Raw genomic sequence first — 21761 nt, 5'->3', positions numbered from 1 at the left:
TGCCCCGGCCGATTCTTTACGCGGCAGTTTCCGCAAATGTGAGCTGCACCTTGACGGCGCGGGAGCGGTCGCCGGCGATCTCGAAGGCGGCGAGCGCATCTTCGAGCGGATAGCTCGCCGTGATGATCGGCTTCACGTCGATCGCGCCGCTGTCGATCAGCCGAACTGCCTCGCCAAACTCCGCGTCGAAGCGGTGCGAGCCGATCAGGTTGATCTCCTTGCCGACCAGCATGTTGACGGGTACCGGCAGGTCTCCGGCCACGCCAAGCTGAACGATCGTGCCTTGCGGGCGCACGCATTCGATTGCCGTGTGCACCGCGGGTGCCGCCGCCGAACATTCGAAAGCCAGGTCGAACTGGCCCTTTTCGGCCTTGTACCGATCGAGGAGGTCGGGGTTGGCCGCGACATTGACGGTCGTGGTCGCGCCCATGCGCGAGGCGATTGCGAGCGCTGCGTCCTGCAGGTCGGTGACGACGATCTCGGCAGCCCCCGCATGCGCGGCGGCTGCCGTCACCAGCGCGCCGATCGGCCCGGCGCCGGTCACCAGCACGCTCTTGCCCGACAGGTCGCCGGCGCGGCTGCGGGCATGCAGGCAAACGGCAAACGGCTCGGCGACCGCGGCTTCCGCCAGGCTCGTCCGCGGCCCGATCCTTTCGCACTGAAAGTCTTGCGCGACCAGGAGATCGCGAAACCCGCCCTGCTCGTGCGGGAAGCGCAGCGCGGAGCCGAAGAAGCGCATGTTGAGGCAATGCTGGCGCAGCCCCTCGCGGCAGAAGCGGCAGTCGTTGCAGGGCCGCGACGGGTTTACCGCTACGCGGTCGCCCGGGAAGACGCGATCGACGCCCTCCCCCACCGCCTGCACCGTGCCGGCGATCTCGTGGCCCAAAATGATCGGCTCGCGCACCCGGATCGGCCCGAAGCCGCCGTCCTGGAAATAGTGAAGGTCCGAGCCGCAGATCCCCCCTGCCCCGATCGCGACCAGCACCTCGCCGGGCCCCGGCGCGGCCACGTCCATTTCCTCGACGCGCAGCTCGCGCTGGCCATAGAGCCTGCAGACACGGGTCTTCATCGGCTCCTCCTTAGTTTCCCATCAGCGTCGTCGGCAGCCATGTGGCGAAGGGCGGATAGTAGGATACCAGCAACAGCACGATGATGTTGGAAATCAGGAACGGGAGTACCGCCCGGATCACCGGCATCAGCGGAATGCGCGCGATATTGGCCGCCACGAACAGGCACACGCCGATCGGCGGCGTGCACAGGCCGATCATCAGGTTCAGCACCGCGAAGGTCGCGAAATGAAGCGGGTCGATGCCGACGCTGGTCGCCAGCGTCAGCAGCGGCACGAACAGGATTATGAGCGCCGCAATCGTCTCCATGAACATGCCGACGATGAGCAGCAGGCAGTTGACGAGCAGGATGACGAGGTACTTGTTGTCGGTGACCGACAGCACCGCGTTCACCAGCATCTGCGGGATGCGCTCGGAGGCAAGGATCGAGCCGAACACGTTGGCAAAGCCGACGAGGGCGAGGATGCCGGCGGACGAGACCGCGCTGTTGACGATGATTTTCGGCACGGCGCGGATCGGCAGTTCGCGGTAGACGAAGGCGCCGACGATGAAGGCGTAGATGCAGGCGACGATCGCGGTCTCGGTGGGTGTGGCGATGCCCGACATCAGGCCGCCGATGATGAGGCCAATCATGGCGAGCGCCCAGAAGGCGGAGAAGAACGAGGCGATCAGCTCGCTTACCCCCTGCCAGGGCTGACGCGGATAGTTGCGGCGCACGGCGAGCACATAGCAGGTGATGCCCATGCCGATGCCCATCAGCACGCCGGGCACGGCACCGGCGAGAAACAGCTGGCCGACCGACATGCCGGAGAGCGCGCCGACGATGATCATCGGCACGCTCGGCGGGATCATAGGCCCGACGGTCGATGAGGCGGCGGTGATGGCGGCGGAGAAGTCGGCCGGATAGCCCGACTTCTTCATGCCGGGGATCATCACCGAGCCGGTGGCGGCGACGTCGGCGACGGCGGTGCCGGAAATGCCGCCGAACATCATCGAGTCGGCGACGTTCGCCATGGCGAGCCCGCCGCGCATCCAGCCGACCAGCGCATTGGCGAAGCGGATGATGCGCTCGGTGACACCGCCGAAATTCATCAGGTTACCGGCGAGAATGAAGCCGGGAATGCACAGGAGCACGAAGACGTCCATGCCCGCATACATGCGCTGCGGGATGATGACGACCGGCAGGCCCGCGGCGAGGATGTAGGCAAGCGACGACAGCCCCAGGCACACCGCGACCGGCGCGCCGAGCGCGAGGGTGGCAGCGAAGGTGACGACGAGAAGGAAGAGATCCATCGGTTAGTTTTCCTCCGTCGGCCGAGGGCGGCCGTCATCAAGACCGGCAAGCATGCCGATGACGCGGGTCATGGCGAACAGGAACAGCAGGATCGCCAGGACGAGAACGCTGGCGTGGATGTAGTCCATCGACCAGCGCAGGCTGGGCGAGCGTTGCATGGCGCCAATCGCGGTGAAGCGCCAGGCGGGTAAGATCATCACGGCACCCATCACTGCCGTGAGGATGTTGGCAAAGAGCCGCATCCACCACGATGTGCGCTCCGACAAGGATTCCTGCAACAGGTCCACATTGACGAACTCGCCCGTCAGCAGCGACAGGCCGACGCCGAAGGCGGTCATGTAGAGCAGCAGGTAGCGGGAGGCCTCCTCGGTCCAGACCGGCGAGTGGAAGCCGAAGCTGCGCGTCACGATCTGGATCGTCACGACGACGATCAGCAGCGAAAACGCGAGCCCGACGCCGAGCCGGCTGAGCGAAGAGATGAGCCTGGTAAACAAGGCCAGTGCGCGCATGGCAGGTGGTGCCCTTCATCGCTGGCGCGGCGCAGCACGGGCTGCGCCGCCGCAGGTTTCAGCTGGAGCGGTTTTGTGCCGCCGTCAGCGGTTGAAGATTTCCTCGACGATCGGGCGCAGCTCCTCGGAGACGCTGTCGATCACCGGCTGGCGCGCGGCATCGGCGAAGGCCATCTGGTCGACCTCGACGAAGGTCATGCCCTTCTTTTCGAGGTCGGCGCGGATTGCGTCCTCATCCTGCAGGAACTGCTGGCGCTCGAATTCCTGCGCGCGCTTGGCCGCCTCCATCACGTGGCCCTTGTCCTCCTCGGACAGCTTCTGCCAGACCTGCTCGGCGATGGTGAGGTAGATCCATGAGCGGACGTGCTCGGTGAGGTTCACGTGGCTCTGCACCTCGTTGAACGAGGCCGACTGGATCAGCGCCAGCGGGTTCTCCTGGCCCTCGATGGTGCCGTTCTGCAGGGCGGTGAACACTTCCGAGAACGCCATCGGCGTCGGCTGCGCGCCGAGCGCGGTCCACACGTCGACAAACAGCGGCACGTTCGGCACGCGCATGCGCAGGCGGTTGAGCTCAGCCGGCGACGTGATCGCGCGATTGGACGTCAGGTTGCGCGGGCCACGGGCGAAGTAGGCGATCGGGCGAACCTGCGCCTTTTCAATGATCTCGGCCTCGATCTTCTTGCCGAGCTCTCCTCCGGCGATCGCGTCCATGTCCTCGAGCGACTTGTAGGCGTAGGGCAGCGCCAGCAGCGCTGCCATCGGCGCCCAGTTCTGCAGGCTCTCGCCGGTGATCGTCATTTCGACGGTGCCGAGCTGCATGCCGTTGATGAGGTCCATCTCGCGGCCGAGCGAGTCGTTGGGATAGACCTCGACAGCGATGCGGCCATTGGTGAGGGTCTTCAGCTCCTCGCCGAACTTGAGCGAGGCCTTGTGCCAGGAGTTCTGCTCGTTGGCGAGGTGGCCGAGCTTGAGCGTCAGCTCCTGTGCCATCGCCTGGCCCGCGAGCATCAGGCCGGCGACGCCGGCGATCATCACTTTCGTCAGTCTGCTGAAGTGTCGCATTACCTTTCCTCCCTGGGGTTGTGACATTTCAGGTTTCGGCAGTTTCAGGTGCCGGTATCGAAGAAGTCCGGCCGCGCCGCGGCGACTGCCGGAAGATCGGTGAGGATCTTTCGCAAATGCACGCGCATGGCGGCTGACGCTGCGCCCGGATCGCCGCGGGCGATGGCGCGGACGATGTCGGAGTGCTGGGCGACGAGGTCGCGCATCGGGAACTGCAGGGCGCTCAGATACCGCACCCGGTCCATCTGGCCCTTCACCTGTTCGATCACCTTCCAGGCGTAGGCCTTGCCGGCAGCTTCGGCGAGCGTGCGGTGGAAACGTTCGTCAAGCACGATGAAGCGGCTCGCCTCGCTCTCGGCGACTTCCTTTTGCTCGCGCAGCTGGCTTTCCAGCTCGCGCACCAGCGCGGGGTCGGGATTGTCGGCCAGAAGGGCGACGATGTCAGCCTCGATCGCCTCGCGCACGAAGCGCACGTCCTTGACGGCGGCGGTCGAGATCTTGCGGACGTAAGTGCCACGCTGCGGGCGCACTTCCAGCAGGCCGTCCTCGGCGAGCTTGATGAAGGCCTCGCGCACCGGCTGGCGGCTCAGCGCATAGGTTGCGGCGATTTCGGCTTCGGAGATGCGCGAGCCAGGGGTGAGGTCAGCAGAAATGATGCGCTGGCGCAGGATGCGGTAGAGCTGCGGCGCCAGCGGCGCCCCCTGGTCAAGCGTCCATCCCCTTCGCATCACGTCGTGCATCTCGCGCTCCTCGGATCAAACCATGAAGCACACTGCCATACTAGTCAACTACGGGAGGGTGGCGCGTGGTGGAGGCGGCGGACGATGCGGTGAAGGACAGGAGAGGGACCGCCCTGCCCTTGCCTTCTCTGCGGCTCACCCGGCCAGCGGCTGGGCGAGGCGGTCGCTCAGTTCCTTCGCGTGGGCGACGACTTCCTCGATGTAGCTGTCGCGGTTGAAGACGAAGCGGCTGGAAACGGCGGCGACGTTGAGCGCGGCGAAGACTTCGCCGGCGGCATTGAAGACAGGGGCGGAGATTCCCGAGCCGCCGATGTCGAGCTCCTGGTCGGAGATCGAGTAGCCGTCCTTCGCCGCCTGCGCGATCAGCTGGCGGATCGCCGCGCGGTCGATCACCGTATAGGGCGTGTAGGAAATGATGCGCTCGCTCGACAGATAGCGGTCGACGTCGCGCTGCGGGCGCGCCGACAAAAGCATCCGGCCCATCGCCGAGCAGTAGGACGGGACGCTGCCGCCCGAAAGCGGCGAATCGTAGCGGATTGCCTGCGGGCCGACGGCGATCTTGATCGTCTGCATGCGAAGGTCACGATTGAGAACGCCAAGCATGATCGTCTCGCCGGTGGCGTTGCGCAGGCTCTCGATGATCGGGGCGGCGACCTGCAGCAGGCGCGCATGCGGGCCAGTGACCCAACCCGGCCCGTTGCGATGGTCGGGGTTCAGCGAAAAGCGGTGTTCATCATCGCGAACGGCATAGCCGCGCTCCACCAGCGTCTGCATGAGCAGATGCGTGCTGCTTTTCGGATATCCCAGCTCATCCATGATGTTTTTCAGCGATAACGGGCGCGTTGCGCGCCCGAGCAGCTCAAGAATTTCGAGGATGCGGACCGCGCTTTTGACTTGTGCGTCCATATATGTGAACCATTCCTGCATTGAAGTGGCGTCGCAGCGGGCCTAATGCTGGTTACAGCCTCCGGAAGCCAGCACTAACCATGCGAACCGCTGATCTCGACCTTGTAGCACGTGCGCAGGAAGCATCCAGCCCGCTGGACGCTATCGAGATCGAATTGATCCGCAGCGGCCTGCAGTCGGTTTGCGAGGAAATGGCCGAGGGGCTGATCCGGTCGAGCCAGTCGCCCAACATCAAGGAGCGGCGCGACTGCTCCTGCTGCCTCTACAGCCGCGACGGCGAGATGGCGGTGCAGGCCGAGCACATTCCGATCCATCTCGGCGTCATGGCTGAGGCGATGCTGCACATCCTGCGCGAGTTCGACGTTGCACAGATGCAGCCGGGCGACGTGTTCCTGGCGAACGATCCGTATCATGGCGCCAACCACCTGCCGGACTTCATCGTCGCGGGGCCGCTGTTCGTCGGCGGCGAACTGGTCGGCTTTGCCGCCTCGATGGCGCATCACACCGACGTCGGCGGCATGGCGCCGCGCTCGATGCCGGCGGATGCCACCGAGATCTTTCAGGAAGGCCTGCGCATTCCGCCGGTGAAGCTGGTCGACCGCGGCGTGCTCAATGCAGGCATCGAACGCATCATCTGCGCCAATTCCCGCCTGCCGGAAGAGCGCCGCGCCGACCTCGGCGCGCAGATCGCCTCCGTCACCGTCGCGCAGAACCGCATCGACGAAATGGCGCAAAAGCACAGCGCCACCGACCTCCACTTCGCGATCGCGCAGATCATCGGCCTCTCCGAAAAGGCGTTCCGCAAGCGGCTCGAAGCCCTGCCCGAGCGCGTCTGGGAAGGTCTCGCTCATGCCGATTTTGGCGGCGAGGGCATTCCGATCCGCGTTGCCGTCTCGAAGAAGGACGACCGCCTCGTCGTCGACTTCACCGGCACCGGCGGCCACACGCCGAGCCCGTTCAATTCGTGCTTTTCCAACACGCTCGCCAGCGTCTACATGGCAGTCCGCATCTCGATTGCGGAAGGAATTGCGGCCAATGCCGGCCTCTACCGGCTGATCGACGTGGTGGCGCCGGAAGGCACCATCGTCAATCCGCGCTATCCTTGCGCGATCTCGGCGGCAACGCAGGTCTCCTACCACACCTTTGACGCGATGATGACGGCGCTGGCCGACATCGTGCCGGAGCTGGTGCTGGCTGGCACCGGCGGCGGCGGCGTCTTTTCCTTCGGCGGCTTTCACCCGCGCACGGACCGGCTGTTCGCCTATGGTGAGGCGCTTGGCGGCGGCTCGGGCGCCAGTGCCGTGGCCGATGGCGAAAGCGGCATGATCCCGCCGGTCGCGAACCTGCACGACACGCCGGTCGAGGTGCTGGAAACCAGCCTTCCCGTACGCATCGAACGTTATGAGCTGGTCGAGGGCTCGGCCGGCGATGGCAAATTCCGCGGCGGCTTCGGCCTGCGCCGCGCCTTCCGCATGCTCGCGCCCGTGCGCTGCTCGTTCCAGATCAGCATGCCGTCGAACGGCCCGAGCGGCCTTTATGGCGGCGAGCCGGGCCGCCCGACCCACGCAACCATTGAGCACGCCGATGGCCGCGTTCAGGACGTGAAGCGCTTTACCGCAGCCTCGGTCGACGCCAACTCGCTCGTCACCATCGAAACGGCGGGCGGCGGCGGCTATGGCAAGGCGGCGGAACGCTCCCCTGCCCTCACGGCCGAGGACGAACTGTTCGGCTATGGCATGCGGCGCGCGGCCGCCGGGAGGGCGTGAGCATGGCACACCTTCTCGCAGCAGCCGACGTCGGCGGCACCTTCATCGACATCGTGCTCGCCAATCCCGTTTCGGGCGAAACCCGCATCTCCAAGGTGCTGCACCGCAAGGGCCGCCAGGGCGAGGACATCTTCGCGGCTCTCCGCTCGCTCGCCGGCGAAATGGGCGCAACGCTCTCCGACATCCAGTCGCTGGTCGTCGGCACCACCGTCGTCACCAACGCCCTGCTCGAGGGCCAGCTCGCGCGCACCGCGGTGCTGACCACCGAAGGTTTCCGCGACGTGCTGGAAATCGCGCGCATGACGCGCCCCTCCTCCTATGACCTGCACAAGCGCCGCGCGCCGGTCGTCTCGCCGCGCAATCTGCGCTTCGACATTCCCGAGCGTCTCGACCACACCGGCGAGGTGCTGAAGCCGCTCGACATCGAGGCGGTCGACCGCGTGGTGGAAACGTTGCGCGCCGAGAACGTCGAGGCGGTCGCGGTCAGCTTCCTCTATTCCTATGTCGACGCCGCCCATGAAAAGGCCGCGCGCGAGCGCCTCGAAAGCCTTGGCGTGCCGGTGTCGATCTCCTCGGAAGTTCTGCCCGTCTTCCGCGAATACGAGCGCACCGCGGCGACGGCGCTCAACGCCGCTTCCATTCCGGTGATGTCCCGCTTCCTCGATGGCCTGAAGCAGGTCAATGACGGCGGCATCGCAAAAACCTATATCATGGGTTCGGCCGGAGGCTGCCTGACCTTCGAGGAAGCCGGCCGTTTCCCGATCAAGTGCGCCATGTCCGGCCCGGCTGGCGGCGTCGTCGGCACGCGCGAGCTCGCGCTTGAGCACGGCTTCAAGTCGGTACTGACGCTCGACGTCGGCGGCACCAGCTCGGATCTCGCCGTGCTGCACGACTGCGAGATCACCGTCACCGACGAGCGCGTCATCGGCGGCTATCCGGTAGCGATTGCCTCTGCCGAGATTGAGACGATCGGTGCTGGCGGCGGCTCGATCGCGCATATCGATGCCACCGGTCTGCTCAAGGTCGGCCCGCGCAGCGCAGGCTCGGAGCCCGGTCCCGTCGCCTATGGCAATGGCGGCACGCAGCCGACCGTGTCCGACGCGCACATCGCGCTTGGCCGCATCGGCGAGCGCAGCATGCTGGGCGGGCAATTTCCGCTCGACCGCGCCGCCGCGATTGCCGCGATCGAGAAGGAACTCGCCGGGCCGCTCGGCACCAACTGGCAGCGCGCCGCCCACGGCGTGCTGCGCGTCACCGCCGCCAATATAGTTCGCGCCGTGCGCGCGATCTCGACCGAGCGCGGCGATGACCCGAGAAAGATGCTGCTCGTCGCCTTCGGCGGCGCCGGCGCGCTGCATGCGCTGGATGTCGCCCGCGCGCTGTCGATCCCGCAGGTGCTGGTCCCCTATTATTGCGGCGTCTTCTCCGCGCATGGCATCGCCAGCGTCGACATCGCCTATGACGCCCAGCGCACCTGGCTGAAGCAGATCGGCACGATCCCCGCCGACGAATTCGCGGGCATTACCGGCGAGCTCTCCGGCCAGCTCATCGGGCGCATCGTCGCCGATGGCTTTGCCGAAGATGAACTTGCCTCGCGCTGGCAGGTCGATCTTCGCTATGTCGGCCAGTCGCACACGATCACCGTGCCGCTTGGCCGCGCCGACCTTGCAGGTCTCGAGGACGCCCGCCTGCGCTTCATTGCCGAGCACCGCAAGCGCTACGGCCATGCCTCCGACACGGCGCCCGTCGAACTCGTCAATCTGCGCCTCAAGATCAGCCGCCAACGCGCTGAATTCGCTTCCCTTAAGGAAGCTGCGTCGAACAGTGAGCCGCGTCCGGTCGCGACGCGAAAAATATGGCTGGATGAACACAATGAGACCGAATGCCCGGTCTACAGCCGTGAGGATCTTCCGTCCGGCTGGAAGGCGACCGGGCCGCTGGTCATCGAACAGTTCGACTCGGTAACGGTGGTGGGGCCGGCCGACGAAATCGAGGTTCTGGCAGGCTCGCGGGCCATCATGGTCACGCTGGCCGCGCCGGTGCACAACACTATCAATGGGAACGAAAGACATGAACTCGGTACTTCGTAAACTGGCCGGACTTGCCGGCGCCTGCCTGATCGCCGCCGCAATGGCCGCGCCGGCGCACGCGCAGGAAAAGTTCACGTCTTTCACCGCCGGCGCCGACCCGCATTTCCGCCCGATCTCGTTCCAGGACGAGAGCGGCAAGCTGGTCGGCTTCGACGTCGACTTCGTCGAGGAGCTCGGCAAGCACCTCGACATCCCGGTCAAGTACGAGGGCATGGCCTGGGACGGCATCATCCCGGCGCTGCAGGCAAAGAAGATCGACGCCGTCACCAACATGGTGATCACCGACGAGCGCAAGAAGGTCGTCGCCTTCTCCGATCCGATCATGCAGCAGACGATCATGGCGGTCGTGAAGGCCGGCGCCGAGAAGAAGGACGTCACGCTTGACGACCTGAAGACGCTCCGCGTCGGCGTTCAGGGAGCCACCTCCGCCGCGACCGTGGTCGAGGGCGTCGAGGGCGCCAACGTTGCCACCTACAACACCGTCGTCGATGCCTACAACGATCTGATGCTCGGCCGCATCGACGTGGTCGTGGTCGAAAGCGTCAACGGCCAGTACATTGCCGCCAACCAGTTCGCCGGCAAGCTCGAAGTGGTCGAGAAGCCGCTGACCGAGGACGTGAAGCTCAACGGCGTCGCGCTGCGCCAGGCAGACACCGAGGGCCTCAAGCAGATCAACGAGGCGATCGCCGCCATGAAGGCCGACGGCACGCTGAATGCGATTGCCGTCAAGTGGTTCGGCAACGCCAGCGCGATCCCGCAGTAAGACGGGACCGGCAGGAAGGGTCCCTCATTGGCCGAGACGGATGGCATACCCGTTCTTCAGATCGCCGGGCTTCACAAGTCCTTCGGCGCCAATGAGGTGCTGTCCGGCATCAGCCTCACCGTCCGCCGTGGCGAGACCGTCGCCGTCGTCGGGCCGAGCGGCTCGGGCAAGACGACCCTTCTTCGCTGCATCAATTTCCTCGTCCCGTACGACCGGGGCGAGGTCCGGGTCGATGGGGAACTGATCGGCTATCGCGAGGCACCCTCCGGGCGGAAGATGCAGTCCGACCGCGAGCTTTCCCGGATGCGCCAGCGCATCGGCATGGTGTTCCAGCGCTTTGCCCTCTTTCCCCACAAAACCGTAATAGAGAACCTGACCGAGGGCCAGGTGCAGGTTCTCGCCCGAACGCGCGGCGCCGCTGAAGAGCTGGCGCTGCGCGTTCTTGAATCCGTCGGCCTTGCGGACAAGGCCAGCTGCTATCCGGCCGAGCTTTCCGGCGGCCAGCAGCAGCGCGTCGGCATCGCGCGCGCATTGTGCATGGAGCCGATCCTGCTCCTGTTCGATGAGGCCACCTCGGCGCTCGATCCCGAGCTCGTCGGGGAGGTGCTTGCCGTCATGCGAAAGCTTGCCGACGAGGACCGGACGATGGTGGTGGTCACCCATGAGCTGCGTTTTGCGCGCGAGGCGGCCGACCGCATCGTCTTCATGGAGGGCGGGCGCATCCACGCCGACCTTCCGACCGAACAGTTTTTCACCGCTCCCCCCTCCCCGCGCATTGCGGCGTTTCTGGAAGCGAGCCTCGGCAAATGATCGAGTTCGCGATCCAGTATCTGCCGCTCTACCTGCAGGGCGCGCTCGTCGGGCTCGGGCTGACCGCCGCCGCCATGGCCGGGGCGCTGGTGATCGGCGTGCTCGTCGCGATCGGCCGGCTGTCGTCGAACCCGGTGCTGAAATATCTGACGCTCGCCTATGTCGCGGTGTTCCGCGCGGTGCCGCCGCTGGTGCTGCTCTACATCGTCTATTTCGGCATTCCGGCCTGGGCGATGGCGAGCGAGAGCCCGGCGCTGATCGCGCTGTTCTCGCCGCTCGACAACCGCTTCATTGCCGCGACGCTCGCACTTGCCGTCAATGCCGGCGCCTATGTCGCGGAAATCATCCGCGCCTCGATCCTGTCGCTGCCAGCCGACCAGATGGAGGCCGCGCGCTCGATCGGCATGACCTATCCGAAAGCAATGCGCCGGATCATCCTGCCGCAGGCCTTTCGCATCGCCTTCCCGCCGCTCTGCAGCGAGTTCATCATCATCCTGAAGGGCACGTCGCTCGCCTCGGTGATCGGCGTGACGGAGTTGATGCGCAACGCGCAGATGATCGCCTCCTCCACCTTCCGCAACCTAGACGCCTATGTGCTCGCGGCGCTGGTCTACGTGGTGCTGGTGATCGTGCTGCAGTTCATCACGGTGAAGATCGAGGCGCGGATGAACCGCGCAATGGGCATCCGCAGCGGGCGGTAGGGCGCGCAGAGTCCGCACAGGATTCCAGGGGCAGACATTCCTGCAGGACAGGTCGAGCAGGAAAGGCTAATGCCATTCCCACTCTCCCGTTGCCTGAGCCCCGCGCTTCTAGCCGCCACCTGCCCTCACGTCATAGTCCACAAGTGGATACTAATATATGCCAGGCAGGCACATGCAGCCGAGCGGCCATCGCCTGTCGCTTTTCGGGCTGTGCGCAACGTCCGGCCGGCTCCGGGTTGATGGAGCAGCCCCGCGCCAAACCGTGTAAGGTCCCCCCGAAAGATGAACAGGTCTGTCGCACCCGGGGAACCACAATGGTTGATTTTTCGATGATTGAGGCAGCGGCGGGAAGGCTCGCCGGGAAGGCGCGGCGGACGCCGCTGTTGCGCGCGCCACTGCTCGACGCGCTCGCGGGACGGCGCGTCTACGTCAAGGCCGAGTGCCTGCAGCTTACCGGTTCGTTCAAGTTCCGCGGCGGCTGGTCGGCGATCTCCGCGCTTCCCGAGGAACAGCGCCGGCGCGGCGTGATCGCCTTTTCCTCCGGCAATCACGCGCAGGGCGTGGCGCTCGCGGCGAAGATGCACGGCATCCCGGCGCTCATCGTCATGCCGAGCGATGCGCCGCTGCCGAAGCTCGAAAACACCAGGGCCTATGGCGCCGAGATCGTGACCTATGACCGCTACACCGAGGATCGCGATGCGATCGGCGAAAAGCTGTCGCGCGAGCGCGGGCTGACGCTGATCCGCCCGTTCGACGACGAGCAGGTGATTTCGGGCCAGGGCACAGTCGGCCTCGAGATCGCCGAGCAGGCGCGCGAAGAAGGCATTTTTGCGTGCGACGTACTGGTGCCGTGCGGCGGCGGCGGGCTCACCGCGGGCATTGCGCTGGCGCTCGAGCAGAAGGCGCCGGGCTTCGTCGTCCACACTTGCGAGCCGCAAAATTATGACGACGCGGCACGCTCGCTGGCAGCTGGCGAACGCCTCGCCATCGAAGGCCACGCGCCGACCATCTGCGACGCGATCGTGACACCCAAGCCCGGCGAGCTCACCTTCCCGGTGATGAAGCGCCTGTGCGGCACAGGCTTTGCCGTGACGGAAGACGAAGTCCGTGCGGCCATGGCGCTTGCCGCGAACCACCTCAAGCTGGTGATCGAGCCCGGCGGTGCCGTCGCACTCGCCGCCGCCCTCTTTCGCAGGCAAGAGCTCTCCGGCGACAGCGTCATCGTCGTTGCCAGCGGAGGCAACGTGGACCCTGAGCTTTTCGCGAGAACGCTGGCGGCAGGCGGAGGCCGATGACGGCTTGAAACGCCGCCGCAGCCTCATGCGTCGGCGGCGCTGTTCTCCGGCGGGTTAGAAGCGAGTGGGCCTGAAGTGGCGCAGGACTTCCGGCTCCGTATTGCCCTGGATGAGCCCCATGATGAGCTGGGCCGTGATTGGCCCGAGCGTCATGCCGACATGGCCGTGGCCGAAGGCGTAGATGACGTCGGCGCCGCCGCTCGACGGGCCGATGACCGGCAGCGAATCCGGCAGCGCCGGGCGCAGGCCCATCCACCGCCGCGAAACCGGCGGCAGGCCGGGAAAGGTCTCGCGGGTGCCGCGCTCGATCTGGTCAAAGCGGTGCTGCGATGGCGGGGCCTCGTTCGAGGCAAGCTCGACGGTGCCCGCTGCGCGCAGCCGCCCTTCCAGCGGCGTCATGTAGTAGCCGAGATGGGTGCGGTGGACGGGGCGCGAGATTGGCAGCTCCTCCATGTCGAACTCGACATGGTAGCCGCGATGGGCAACGAGCGGGATGCGATCTCCGGCCTGGCGCGCCAGCGCCGCCGAATGCGCGCCGGCGGCAATGATGACGCGGCGGGCGTGAATCACGGTGTCCTGCGCGTGAAGGCGAACGCCGTCCTTCTCGCGGACAAGCCCGTCGACGCGGGCGGTCAAGAGCCGCGCGCCGCGCTCGGTGGCGGCAATCGCAAGGCGCTGGGTGGCGAGGCCCGGATCGCTCAGATGGATGCTGCCTGCGTGATGCACGGCGCCGGCGCAGGCCGGAAGGTTCGGCTCCAGCTCCTTCACTTCCGTCGGGGTCAGCACGTTCTGTTCGATGCCATAGCTGCGGCGCAGGGCGACGTCCTTTTGCGCGGCGCTGAACGCTGCCTGGTTGGCATAAGCATAAAGAACGCCGCGCTCGATGAAGAGGTCGCGCAGCGGCGCTCGCTCGGCCAGGTCGTACCAGGCCGCCTTCGACTGGGTCTGCAGCTCGGCCATCGCGCGCAGATTGCGCTCATAGGCCTGCGGCAGGCACTGGGCGGTAAAGCGCAGCAGCCAGGGCGCCAGCAGCGGCAGGTAGGGCAGCCGGATCGACAGCGGGCTCTCGCGATTGAAGAGCAGGTTCGGCAGGTTCTTCAGCACCGCGGGCGAACCCACCGGGCCGATGGCATGCGGCGAAATCGACGATGCGTTGCCGTAGGACGCGCCGGAGCCGGGCGCGGCCGGGTCGATCATCGTGACGTCGTGGCCTGCCTCGGCAAGGCGGAGGGCGCAGGACAGGCCGACGATGCCGGCGCCGATGATTGCCGTTTCAGTGCGAATTTGTGATGCCATGGTGTGAGCTCGTGCTGATGACCGAACGGTCGCTTGAGCCCACTATCAATGACTGAACGGTCAGGGTGTCAATCCCCAACTTCACACCGGGGAATGCCGCATTCACTTCTCGGCGACGATGAACTCGACCCCCGCGCTGGCCAAGCTGGTCATCACCGCGGCGGGAAGCGGCGCGTCGGTGACGACGCGCGACACCTGGTCGGCCGCGCAAACCTGAAAAAGCGCAGCCTTTTCAATCTTGGAGCTGTCGATCAGCACCGTGACCTGGCGGGCGCGGGCGATCATCGCGCGTGCTGTGTAAGCAGCCTCGGCCATGAAGTCCATGAAGCGGCCGATATTATCCACCGCGCCAACGGTGAGGACCGCATGGTCGGCGCTGAGTGCCTGAATCTGGTCGTTGGTGATCGGCCCGAGCGTTTCCGCGCCTTCCGGATAATAGTGTCCGCCCAGCAGAAACACGTTGTTTTCGCCCGGGCCCTTGCTGGCGGCGTGGGCGACGTGCTGCGAGTTGGTGATGATGGTCAGGCCGCTCTTGCGGGACAGCGCCTCGGCAAACAGGATCGTCGTCGAGCCGGAATCCACCAGGAGGCTGTCGCCGCTGTTGAATAGCTCGGCGGCGCGCTCGCCGATGCGGCGCTTGGCGTCCCGGTTGAGCTCAAGCCGCGAGTGGAAAGGGTCTTCCTGCGCCGATTGCAGCGGCACCGCGCCGCCATGCACCTTTCGCAACAGGCCGTGTTCGGCAAGGGCGGTAAGATCGCGGCGTACCGTCTCGCGCGACGTGCCGAGCCAGTCGGCGAGTTCGACGACGGTGACCTTCCCTTCTCTCGACAGCCTCTCCAGGATTGCCAGCTGCCGCGCCCTCACCGATGCCCGTTCCGCCGAAGTCTGTTGTTCCATGTTGCCGTCCGACCTTCTGGGTTCCCCAAGGGTAATTGTGGAGCACGCCGGTCGAAACGGTCAAGAACCACTTATTCGGTTGACTTGACTGACCATGTGGGCATTCAATCTCCTCAGGGTGGCCAAACGGGAGGAACCGGGGGGCCGCTTCAGTGTAGTTCCTTACTTCCTGCTGGAGATCGCCATGTCTTTTACTCGCAAGGTTCTGGCCACTGCCGCCTTGGCAACCCTGCTGTGCTCTGCCGCACATGCGGAAACCCTTCGTCTTTCGACGCTGAAGCACCCCGGCTCGCCGGGTGAGCTCGCCGCCCAGGAGCTGGCGAAGGAAGTCGAGGCGCGCACCGAAGGCCGCGTCACCATCAAGGTTTATCCGTCCGACCAGCTCGGCGACTACACCGAGGTCTATGAGCAGCTGATGCAGGGCGTCGTCGACATGGCGCTGCAGCCGGTGCCGGCGCTCGACGACAAGCGCGTCGCCATCACCTGGTTCCCGTACGCGTTCTCCAACTACGAGAGCGCCGAGGAAATGCACAAGCCGGGCGGCGCCGTGTTCGAGATCATCAACGGCGCGACCAGGGAAATGAACGTCACCGTGCTCGGCGTCTATGGGGAGGGCATGGGCGGCGCGGGCTTTACCAAGGACGTCAACGACGCGGGCAACCCGGATGCCAAGCACGACCTGAAGGTTCGCGTCTGGCCGGGCGGTGCGACGCACCAGGCGCTGCTCGAGCGTCTCGGCTTTGCGACCGGCACGCTGCCGTGGGCCGAGCTCTACACCGGCATGCAGACCGGCATCGTCGACGGTCAGGTCGGCGGCACCGCGGCGATGGCGCTCGAGAGCTTCAAGGACATCACCAAGACCTGGGTGCAGTACAACGACCACTTCGAGGCGAACTGGTTCCTGATCTCCGACGACAGCCTTGCAAAGCTTTCCGAGGAAGACCAGAACACCCTGCGCGAAGTCGTGCAGGAGCTTTCGGCCAAGCGCTGGGTCGAGGTGAAGCAGGCTGACGAGGCGGCGCTCGAAGAGTTCCGCAAGCTCGGCGCCAACGTCATCACCTTCGACGACGCAACGCTCGAGAGGTTCGCCGACGTGGTGCGCAAGGACGTCTGGCCGAAGATCGCCGGCGAGCTCGGCGATGAGGGCTACGCACAGCTGAAGGCTGGCCTCGGCCTCGAATAAGCCTTTCTGAGGCAAACCGGCTGCCTCCGCCTGGCGCGGGGGCAGCCGCATTTCTCCGACGCGCTTGCCGCGTGCATTCGTCCGAGCAGCCGGGGCTTTTCATGTCCGAGCAAGAAGAAACCGAGCAGGTCAACACGCCGCGCTGGCTTGGCGGTCCGGCTCTTTCCGTCTGGAACGCGACGCTCCAGTTGCAGCGCATCCTTCTGGTCGTGTGCGGTGTCGCGCTGACACTGCTCATCTGCCTGCAGGTCTTCACCCGCTACGTGATGGGCATCAGCATCCTCGGCATCGAGGAGATCGCCTGCTTCTCCGCCGTGTGGATGTATTTCATCGGCTCGGCCCATGGCGCGTGGGAACGCGGCCACATCTCGGCGAGCCTCGTCGAGCTGTTTGCACCGCGCGGTCCCGTCAACCGCTTCATGAAGGTGCTGGCGTCGGTGCTCACGGTCGTCATCGCCGGCTGGATGACGGTCTGGGCGTGGGACTACTTCAATTTTTCGCTCAGGCGCGGCAGCACGTCGCCGGACACCGGCATCGTCCTTGCCTGGGTGCACGTGATCATGCCGATCACGCTCGCCCTGATGACCCTTTACTGGACCGTTGAAGCCTTCGGCACGATCCGCAGCCTGTTTTCCGGAGAAGAAGACAAATGAGCACGCTCGTCGCGCTGGATGCGCTCCTTCTCACCGTGCTCCTGATGATCGGCGTGCCCGTTCCGCTCTGCTTTGCCGGCGCGGTGCTCGTGCTGATGACCTTCGGCGACTACGGCGCTCCGGCCTTCCTGATCGGCACCGGCTACGCCAAGGTCAGCTCCCTGGTCATCGTCGCCATTCCGCTCTTCATCCTTGCCGGCGGCCTGATGAGCCGTGGCGGCATCGCGCAGCGCCTTGTCGCCGTCGCCGACTCCCTGTTCGGCCGCACCAGGCTCGGGCTCGGCGGCGTCGTCATCGTGACGACGGCGATCTTCGGCGCGATCTCCGGCATGGCCTCGTCCGCCGTTGCCGCGATCGGCACCATCATGGTGCCGCGCATGGTCGAGCGCGGCTATGATCGCGCTTATGCCTCGACGCTGGTCGCCGTGTCGGCGGTGCTCGCGCTGCTCATTCCGCCGAGCGCCTCGATGATCCTGTTCGGCTGGGTGACGGGAACCTCGATCCTTGCCTGCTTCCTCGCACCGATCGTTCCGGCGCTGCTGCTGATCGCCCTGATGGCGTTTTGGAACATCGTGCTGACGCGCAACATGCCGATCATCCGTCCGGAGCCCGCACCGCTGAAGCAGGTGGCCGTCGAGTTTTTCGGCCGCGTGCGCCACGCGACGCTGGCGCTCCTGATGCCCGTGGTCATTCTCGGCTGCATCTATGGTGGCGTGACCACGCCGACGGAAGCCGCGGCCGTGGCCGTGCTCTACGCTATCCCCATCGGCCTGTTCGTCTACAAGGATCTCAACTGGCGCGAGCTCGGCAATGTGATCTGGCGCGCAGGCCAGATCACCGGCGTGCTTTTGCTGATGATCTTCTTTGCCTCGATGCTTGCCCGCATCTGGACGATGGAGAACGTGCCGCAGCAGATGCTGTCGGTGTTCCTGTCGGTCAGCGAAAACCCGATCATCCTGCTGCTCATGGCGAACGTGTTCCTGGCGATCGTCGGCATGTTCATGGACGACGCGAGCGGCATCCTGCTTGCCTCGCCGTTGCTGATGCCGCTGATGCTGAAGGTGGGCGTCGATCCGATCCAGTTCGCGGCGATCATCGCCGTCAATCTCGGCATGGGCCTGATCACCCCGCCGACGGCGCCGATCCTCTACTTCGCGGCGCTGATCGGCAAGGCACCCGTCGGCTACATGATGAAGCCCGCGCTGGTCTTCGTCCTCGGCGCCTACCTGCCGGTTGTGCTGCTGGTTACCTTCATCCCGGAACTCTCGCTCACCCTGCCGCGCTGGGTGCTGGGGCTGAACTAGGGTTTCCTCTCGGGCGCGGGGAAACGACCTCCCCGCGCTCTCTGCAAGAAGCTCCCCACGCTGTTAGCGCAATGATCCCGGCGCTGTGAGCCGAGGGTTGCGAGCGCTATCAGCGCATGGCTCCCGGCTCTGTCCGTGCAACGTCCCTGGCGTTGCGGCGCAAGGCAATCAGCGCTGTCTGCACGAAGGGCGAACGGTCCAATACCGGCGAGGAATGGCTCCTCGCCGGTTTTTGTTTGGCTGCGGTGGAGACTGGATCGAGCCATGGTGGGCGCGGGCCGGCGGAGCCGGATCAGCGTCTGATGCGGCTGTACTTTTCCTCCCGCTTCCCCTTCCTCTCCCCTCTCCCCTCTCCCCTCTCCCCTCTCCCTTCGTCAGCCTCGTCGTCGCCGAGCATTTGATGGGGCCCCTTTAGGGGCGCAGCCAACTCGGGACTCTCAACTGCGCCTGTAGCCTTTCCGGCGCGCCTGCTCGCGCTTCCCGTGAAGAACCGACGTGTGCGGCCGATAACTCGCGCGGGCCCGCGAAAATCGCGTCCATGACACAAGGCCCGATAAGGCAACATTATCGTGCATGAAGCCAGTCGGGCTTTGCTGGCGCATATTGAGACAATTGATCACCGAAAGCGCACGCTTTACGTGCTGAGGCTTCGGGGAACATGAGGAGGCATCAAAAAACAAAAACAGGAGCAATGACATAGCTCCCCTCTCCTGCTCGAATAGTATCCTTAAGCCCTTAAGCCCTTAAGCCCTTAAGCCCTTAAGCCCCTAAGCCCCTAAGCTCCTCCCCTACTCCCCATGCTCATGCTCTTCCTCGCGCAGGTGGGTTGCCATGTCGGTCAGCATGTCGCTGACGTGGCTGTCGGCGAGCTGGTAGAAGACGTGCTTGGATTGCCGTTCGCCCTTTACAAGCCGCGCGGCGCGCAGGAGCCTGAGGTGATGGCTAACCAGCGTCTGCGATAGTCCGAGGCTCTCGGCGATGTCGCCAACCGCCTTCGGTCCGCCGAGACAATAAAAGAGAATACGCAGACGCGTGGGATCGCCCAGCAGCCGGAAGGTTTCGGCGAGGATGCCGACTTCCTGAATCGACAGACTGTTTTCGGCGGTCATCGCGTCTCTCCGCCGTTGGAGTTCCGGGAAACAGTGGGATGCTCCGCCACGTGGTCGGCGGTATCGTGGTCGTGGGCATGTTCTGCCCTGGCGGGCCCGTCGTGCGCGTGCGGACGCCCGGCGTCGTGGTCGTGGCCGCAACCGGCATGTCGGGCATGATCATGCCCATGATGCTCATGCCCATGCGCCTCGCCATCCGCCAGCGGGCAGTCCCCTCCCCTCCCCCAGTCGATCGCGACGGTGGCGTGGTCGATGCCGAAGTGGTCGCGCAGCGCGTCCTCGACCGCCGCCTGCACCTGCCGCGCCTCTGCTTCGTTCTGCGGCGCGACGTGGAGCGTCGCCAGCGCCCGGCCGGAGGTGAGCGACCAGACATGGACGTGGCGCACGCCGGCAACGCCAGGCAGCGCGCCGAGTTCGGCCGTGATCGCCTCGGCGCTCACGCCCTCCGGCGCGCCCTCGAGCAGGATGTGGAGCGAGGCCTTCATCAGCTTCCAGGCGCTGCGCAGGATCAGCAGCGCGACCAGCACCGACAGGATCGGGTCGATCGGCGTCCAGCCGGTGTAGGCGATCACGATCGCCGCGCCGACGGCGCCGACCGAGCCGAGCAGGTCGCCGATCGCGTGCAGCAGCGCGCCGCGGATGTTGACGTGCTCGGCGTCGCCCCGCGTCAGAATCCAGATGACGAGCAGATTGACCGCGAGCCCCGCGACCGCCACACCCAGCATCGGTCCGGCGAGGATTTCGTAGGGCTCCTGAAAGCGCTGCCACGCCTCGTAGAGGATCCAGAAGATGATCGCGAACAGCGTCAGCGCGTTGACGAAGCCTGCGACGACCTCGAGCCGCGCATAGCCGAAGGTGCGGCGCTGGTCAGCGGCGCGGCGGCCAAGCCGGAACGCGACATAGGCGAGCGCGAGCGCCGCGGCGTCGGTCAGCATGTGCCCGGCATCGGCAATCAGCGCCAGCGAGCCGGAAATCAGCCCGCCCGCGACCTCGACCACCATGAAGGTCGCGATCAGGACGAGTGAGATCAGCACCTTGCGTTCGTTCGCGGCCGAGACTTCAGGGGCGTGGGAATGATCGTGATGCGAATGGTGGGCGTGCTCGTGCGCCATCGGGAAGCTCCATATGAATGACATATGAAGACGTATTCATATTTTAGGAGTCAACTGGGATGGTGGACGAGAAATCGAGCTACGGACGCGGGATGAAACGGGAGAAAAAGCCGCTGAGAGGGTTGGAGGCTGGCGACGCTGAAAGTGTTTTCGGATGCAGCCGCCGAGCAGGCGGAGCAAACCGATGACTTGCAGCGCCGGCTGCTGATCTGCTCCCTGCCTGGCACCTTTCTTGCCGGTCAGCACCTCCCCTCCCCTCCCCTGCCCTGCCCTGCCGTGCCCATAACCGGCTAGAGCTACGCCATGCCGGGAGTTGTCGCCTGAGCTCCGCCCCCTAACCCGCAGCTTCAGCATCCCCTGCCACTTTCTGGTGTGGGACATCACGACGCCGTGCGCGGGGGAACGCGTTCCTGTAAATCGCGTTTCGGTAGGAGCATCCGGCGCGCGGTTGGAGGACCCGGCGGCCGGCGAAAGCAGGACGTGATGACATACCATTTCTTCGAGCATGAGATCGACACGACTACCCACTTCTGCGTCAAGTGCGGCCGCTTCCTCCTGACCCTTCAGGAGAACCAGCGCAGGGAAGGCAACCAGGTCCTCCCGAGCTGCGTCGACGCCGACAACGTCTCCGCGATCAGCCACATGGTCCGCAACCGCGACTAGCGCGGGGGCCGGAACGGTTGGGGTTTGGATCCAGTCGGACCCGGAGCTACCCTAACGCTGGACCTGGTCGCGGATACGCGGACCCGTCGTGAATTTGCGGTGTCTCCATCGTCATCCCCGCCAAGCCCGCGAAGCGGGCGCGAGCTGGGGATCCATGCCGGAACGTCTGCAAGGGACCGGCGGCGGTGGTGAACCGATACTGGCAAGACGGCGGTTCTGCGCGGTCGCGTCGGCTTCACCGTTCAGGCATGGATGCCCGTGGCGAGCACGGGCATGACGAGGTGGAAATGCACCATCTCACCCTCGGCGTCGACACCTTTTGCCGGTGGAGCCCGCCATTTCCTTCTGCGCCGACTCGGATCCTCCCCCGCAGCGCGGGGGAGGTGGCGCGAAGCGCCGGAGGGGGCTCGTAGAGCGGGTAGGGTTCCGGGCCTGGTTTGAGAGCGGGAAGATCGTCCTTGTGGGCCATGGATTTGGACGGAACGATGTAACCGTGACGTGGCGCTTCCAACTCAGTCAGGCCACCCTTCAGCACAAACCT

20 protein-coding genes are annotated in these 21761 nt (G+C 65.6%); 10 read left to right on the top strand and 10 right to left on the bottom strand.

The annotated features are described in order from the left end of the window. Nucleotides 1–16: 16 nt before the first annotated feature. From L630_RS0111410 to L630_RS0111385, 6 genes are all read right to left on the bottom strand, one after another. Complete coding sequence (locus L630_RS0111410; protein WP_024848386.1) at nt 17–1069, bottom strand: L-idonate 5-dehydrogenase; 1053 nt, start codon at nt 1067–1069, stop codon at nt 17–19. A gap of 10 nt (nt 1070–1079) precedes the next feature. Then, nucleotides 1080–2360, bottom strand: coding sequence for a TRAP transporter large permease (locus tag L630_RS0111405; protein ID WP_024848385.1), 1281 nt, complete (start codon nt 2358–2360; stop codon nt 1080–1082). Between the two features lie 3 nt (nt 2361–2363). After that, a complete protein-coding gene (locus L630_RS0111400) occupies nt 2364–2870 on the bottom strand; it encodes a TRAP transporter small permease (RefSeq protein WP_024848384.1) in 507 nt (168 codons plus the stop codon). 84 nt (nt 2871–2954) lie between these two features. After that, on the bottom strand, nt 2955–3932 hold the full coding sequence (locus L630_RS0111395; protein WP_024848383.1) for a TRAP transporter substrate-binding protein: 978 nt from the start codon (nt 3930–3932) through the stop codon (nt 2955–2957). Nucleotides 3933–3976: 44 nt separating this feature from the next. Beyond that, entirely contained in the window at nt 3977–4672 is a 696-nt protein-coding gene (locus L630_RS0111390) for a GntR family transcriptional regulator (protein ID WP_024848382.1), read from the bottom strand. Between the two features lie 135 nt (nt 4673–4807). Then, the gene (locus tag L630_RS0111385) at nt 4808–5578 is read right to left on the bottom strand and encodes an IclR family transcriptional regulator (RefSeq protein ID WP_024848381.1); all 771 of its coding nucleotides are present in this window, start codon (nt 5576–5578) and stop codon (nt 4808–4810) included. A gap of 80 nt (nt 5579–5658) precedes the next feature. Between L630_RS0111385 and L630_RS0111380 the strand changes: the two genes are divergently transcribed. The 6 genes from L630_RS0111380 to L630_RS0111355 all read left to right on the top strand — a co-directional run bounded on the left by L630_RS0111380 (nt 5659) and on the right by L630_RS0111355 (nt 13003). Then, on the top strand, nt 5659–7344 hold the full coding sequence (locus L630_RS0111380) for a hydantoinase B/oxoprolinase family protein (protein WP_024848380.1): 1686 nt from the start codon (nt 5659–5661) through the stop codon (nt 7342–7344). Between the two features lie 2 nt (nt 7345–7346). Then, entirely contained in the window at nt 7347–9434 is a 2088-nt protein-coding gene (locus tag L630_RS0111375) for a hydantoinase/oxoprolinase family protein (protein WP_024848379.1), read from the top strand. After that, nucleotides 9415–10197, top strand: coding sequence for a transporter substrate-binding domain-containing protein (locus L630_RS0111370; protein WP_024848378.1), 783 nt, complete (start codon nt 9415–9417; stop codon nt 10195–10197). Before L630_RS0111375 ends, L630_RS0111370 begins: the two co-directional genes overlap by 20 nt. Before the next feature lie 27 nt (nt 10198–10224). Continuing rightward, nucleotides 10225–11007 (top strand): amino acid ABC transporter ATP-binding protein, encoded by a 783-nt coding sequence (locus L630_RS0111365; protein WP_024848377.1) that lies wholly within the window; start codon nt 10225–10227, stop codon nt 11005–11007. Next, entirely contained in the window at nt 11004–11708 is a 705-nt protein-coding gene (locus L630_RS0111360) for an amino acid ABC transporter permease (RefSeq protein WP_024848376.1), read from the top strand. Before L630_RS0111365 ends, L630_RS0111360 begins: the two co-directional genes overlap by 4 nt. Nucleotides 11709–12022: 314 nt before the next feature. Then, a complete protein-coding gene (locus L630_RS0111355; RefSeq protein WP_024848375.1) occupies nt 12023–13003 on the top strand; it encodes a threonine/serine dehydratase in 981 nt (326 codons plus the stop codon). Nucleotides 13004–13057: 54 nt separating this feature from the next. On the opposite strand, the gene L630_RS0111350 is transcribed toward L630_RS0111355, so the two are convergent. Then, the gene (locus L630_RS0111350; RefSeq protein WP_024848374.1) at nt 13058–14299 is read right to left on the bottom strand and encodes an FAD-dependent oxidoreductase; all 1242 of its coding nucleotides are present in this window, start codon (nt 14297–14299) and stop codon (nt 13058–13060) included. 102 nt (nt 14300–14401) lie between these two features. Continuing rightward, entirely contained in the window at nt 14402–15196 is a 795-nt protein-coding gene (locus L630_RS0111345) for a DeoR/GlpR family DNA-binding transcription regulator (protein ID WP_024848373.1), read from the bottom strand. Nucleotides 15197–15380: 184 nt separating this feature from the next. On the opposite strand from L630_RS0111345, the gene dctP reads away from it, so the two are divergent. The 3 genes from dctP (at nt 15381) to L630_RS0111330 (ending at nt 18336) form a co-directional block, all read left to right on the top strand. After that, nucleotides 15381–16379, top strand: a complete 999-nt coding sequence (dctP, locus tag L630_RS0111340) for a TRAP transporter substrate-binding protein DctP (RefSeq protein WP_024848372.1) — start codon at nt 15381–15383, stop codon at nt 16377–16379. A gap of 101 nt (nt 16380–16480) precedes the next feature. After that, a complete protein-coding gene (locus tag L630_RS0111335; RefSeq protein ID WP_024848371.1) occupies nt 16481–17032 on the top strand; it encodes a TRAP transporter small permease in 552 nt (183 codons plus the stop codon). Continuing rightward, on the top strand, nt 17029–18336 hold the full coding sequence (locus tag L630_RS0111330) for a TRAP transporter large permease (RefSeq protein WP_024848370.1): 1308 nt from the start codon (nt 17029–17031) through the stop codon (nt 18334–18336). Before L630_RS0111335 ends, L630_RS0111330 begins: the two co-directional genes overlap by 4 nt. 788 nt (nt 18337–19124) lie before the next feature. Here the strand turns inward: L630_RS0111330 and L630_RS0111320 are convergent. Further along, nucleotides 19125–19445, bottom strand: a complete 321-nt coding sequence (locus tag L630_RS0111320) for a metalloregulator ArsR/SmtB family transcription factor (protein WP_024848369.1) — start codon at nt 19443–19445, stop codon at nt 19125–19127. After that, a complete protein-coding gene (locus L630_RS0111315; protein WP_024848368.1) occupies nt 19442–20557 on the bottom strand; it encodes a cation diffusion facilitator family transporter in 1116 nt (371 codons plus the stop codon). Before L630_RS0111315 ends, L630_RS0111320 begins: the two co-directional genes overlap by 4 nt. Nucleotides 20558–21040: 483 nt before the next feature. Here L630_RS0111315 and L630_RS0111310 point away from each other — a divergent pair, with 483 nt between their 5' ends. Further along, complete coding sequence (locus L630_RS0111310; protein ID WP_024848367.1) at nt 21041–21220, top strand: hypothetical protein; 180 nt, start codon at nt 21041–21043, stop codon at nt 21218–21220. Nucleotides 21221–21761 lie beyond the last annotated feature (541 nt).

Origin of the sequence: Aminobacter sp. J41 (assembly GCF_000526635.1) — a bacterium.
Classification (GTDB): domain Bacteria; phylum Pseudomonadota; class Alphaproteobacteria; order Rhizobiales; family Rhizobiaceae; genus Aerobium.
Note: the sequence above shows the minus strand (reverse complement) of the source record. Positions and strands in the feature narration are given on the sequence as shown.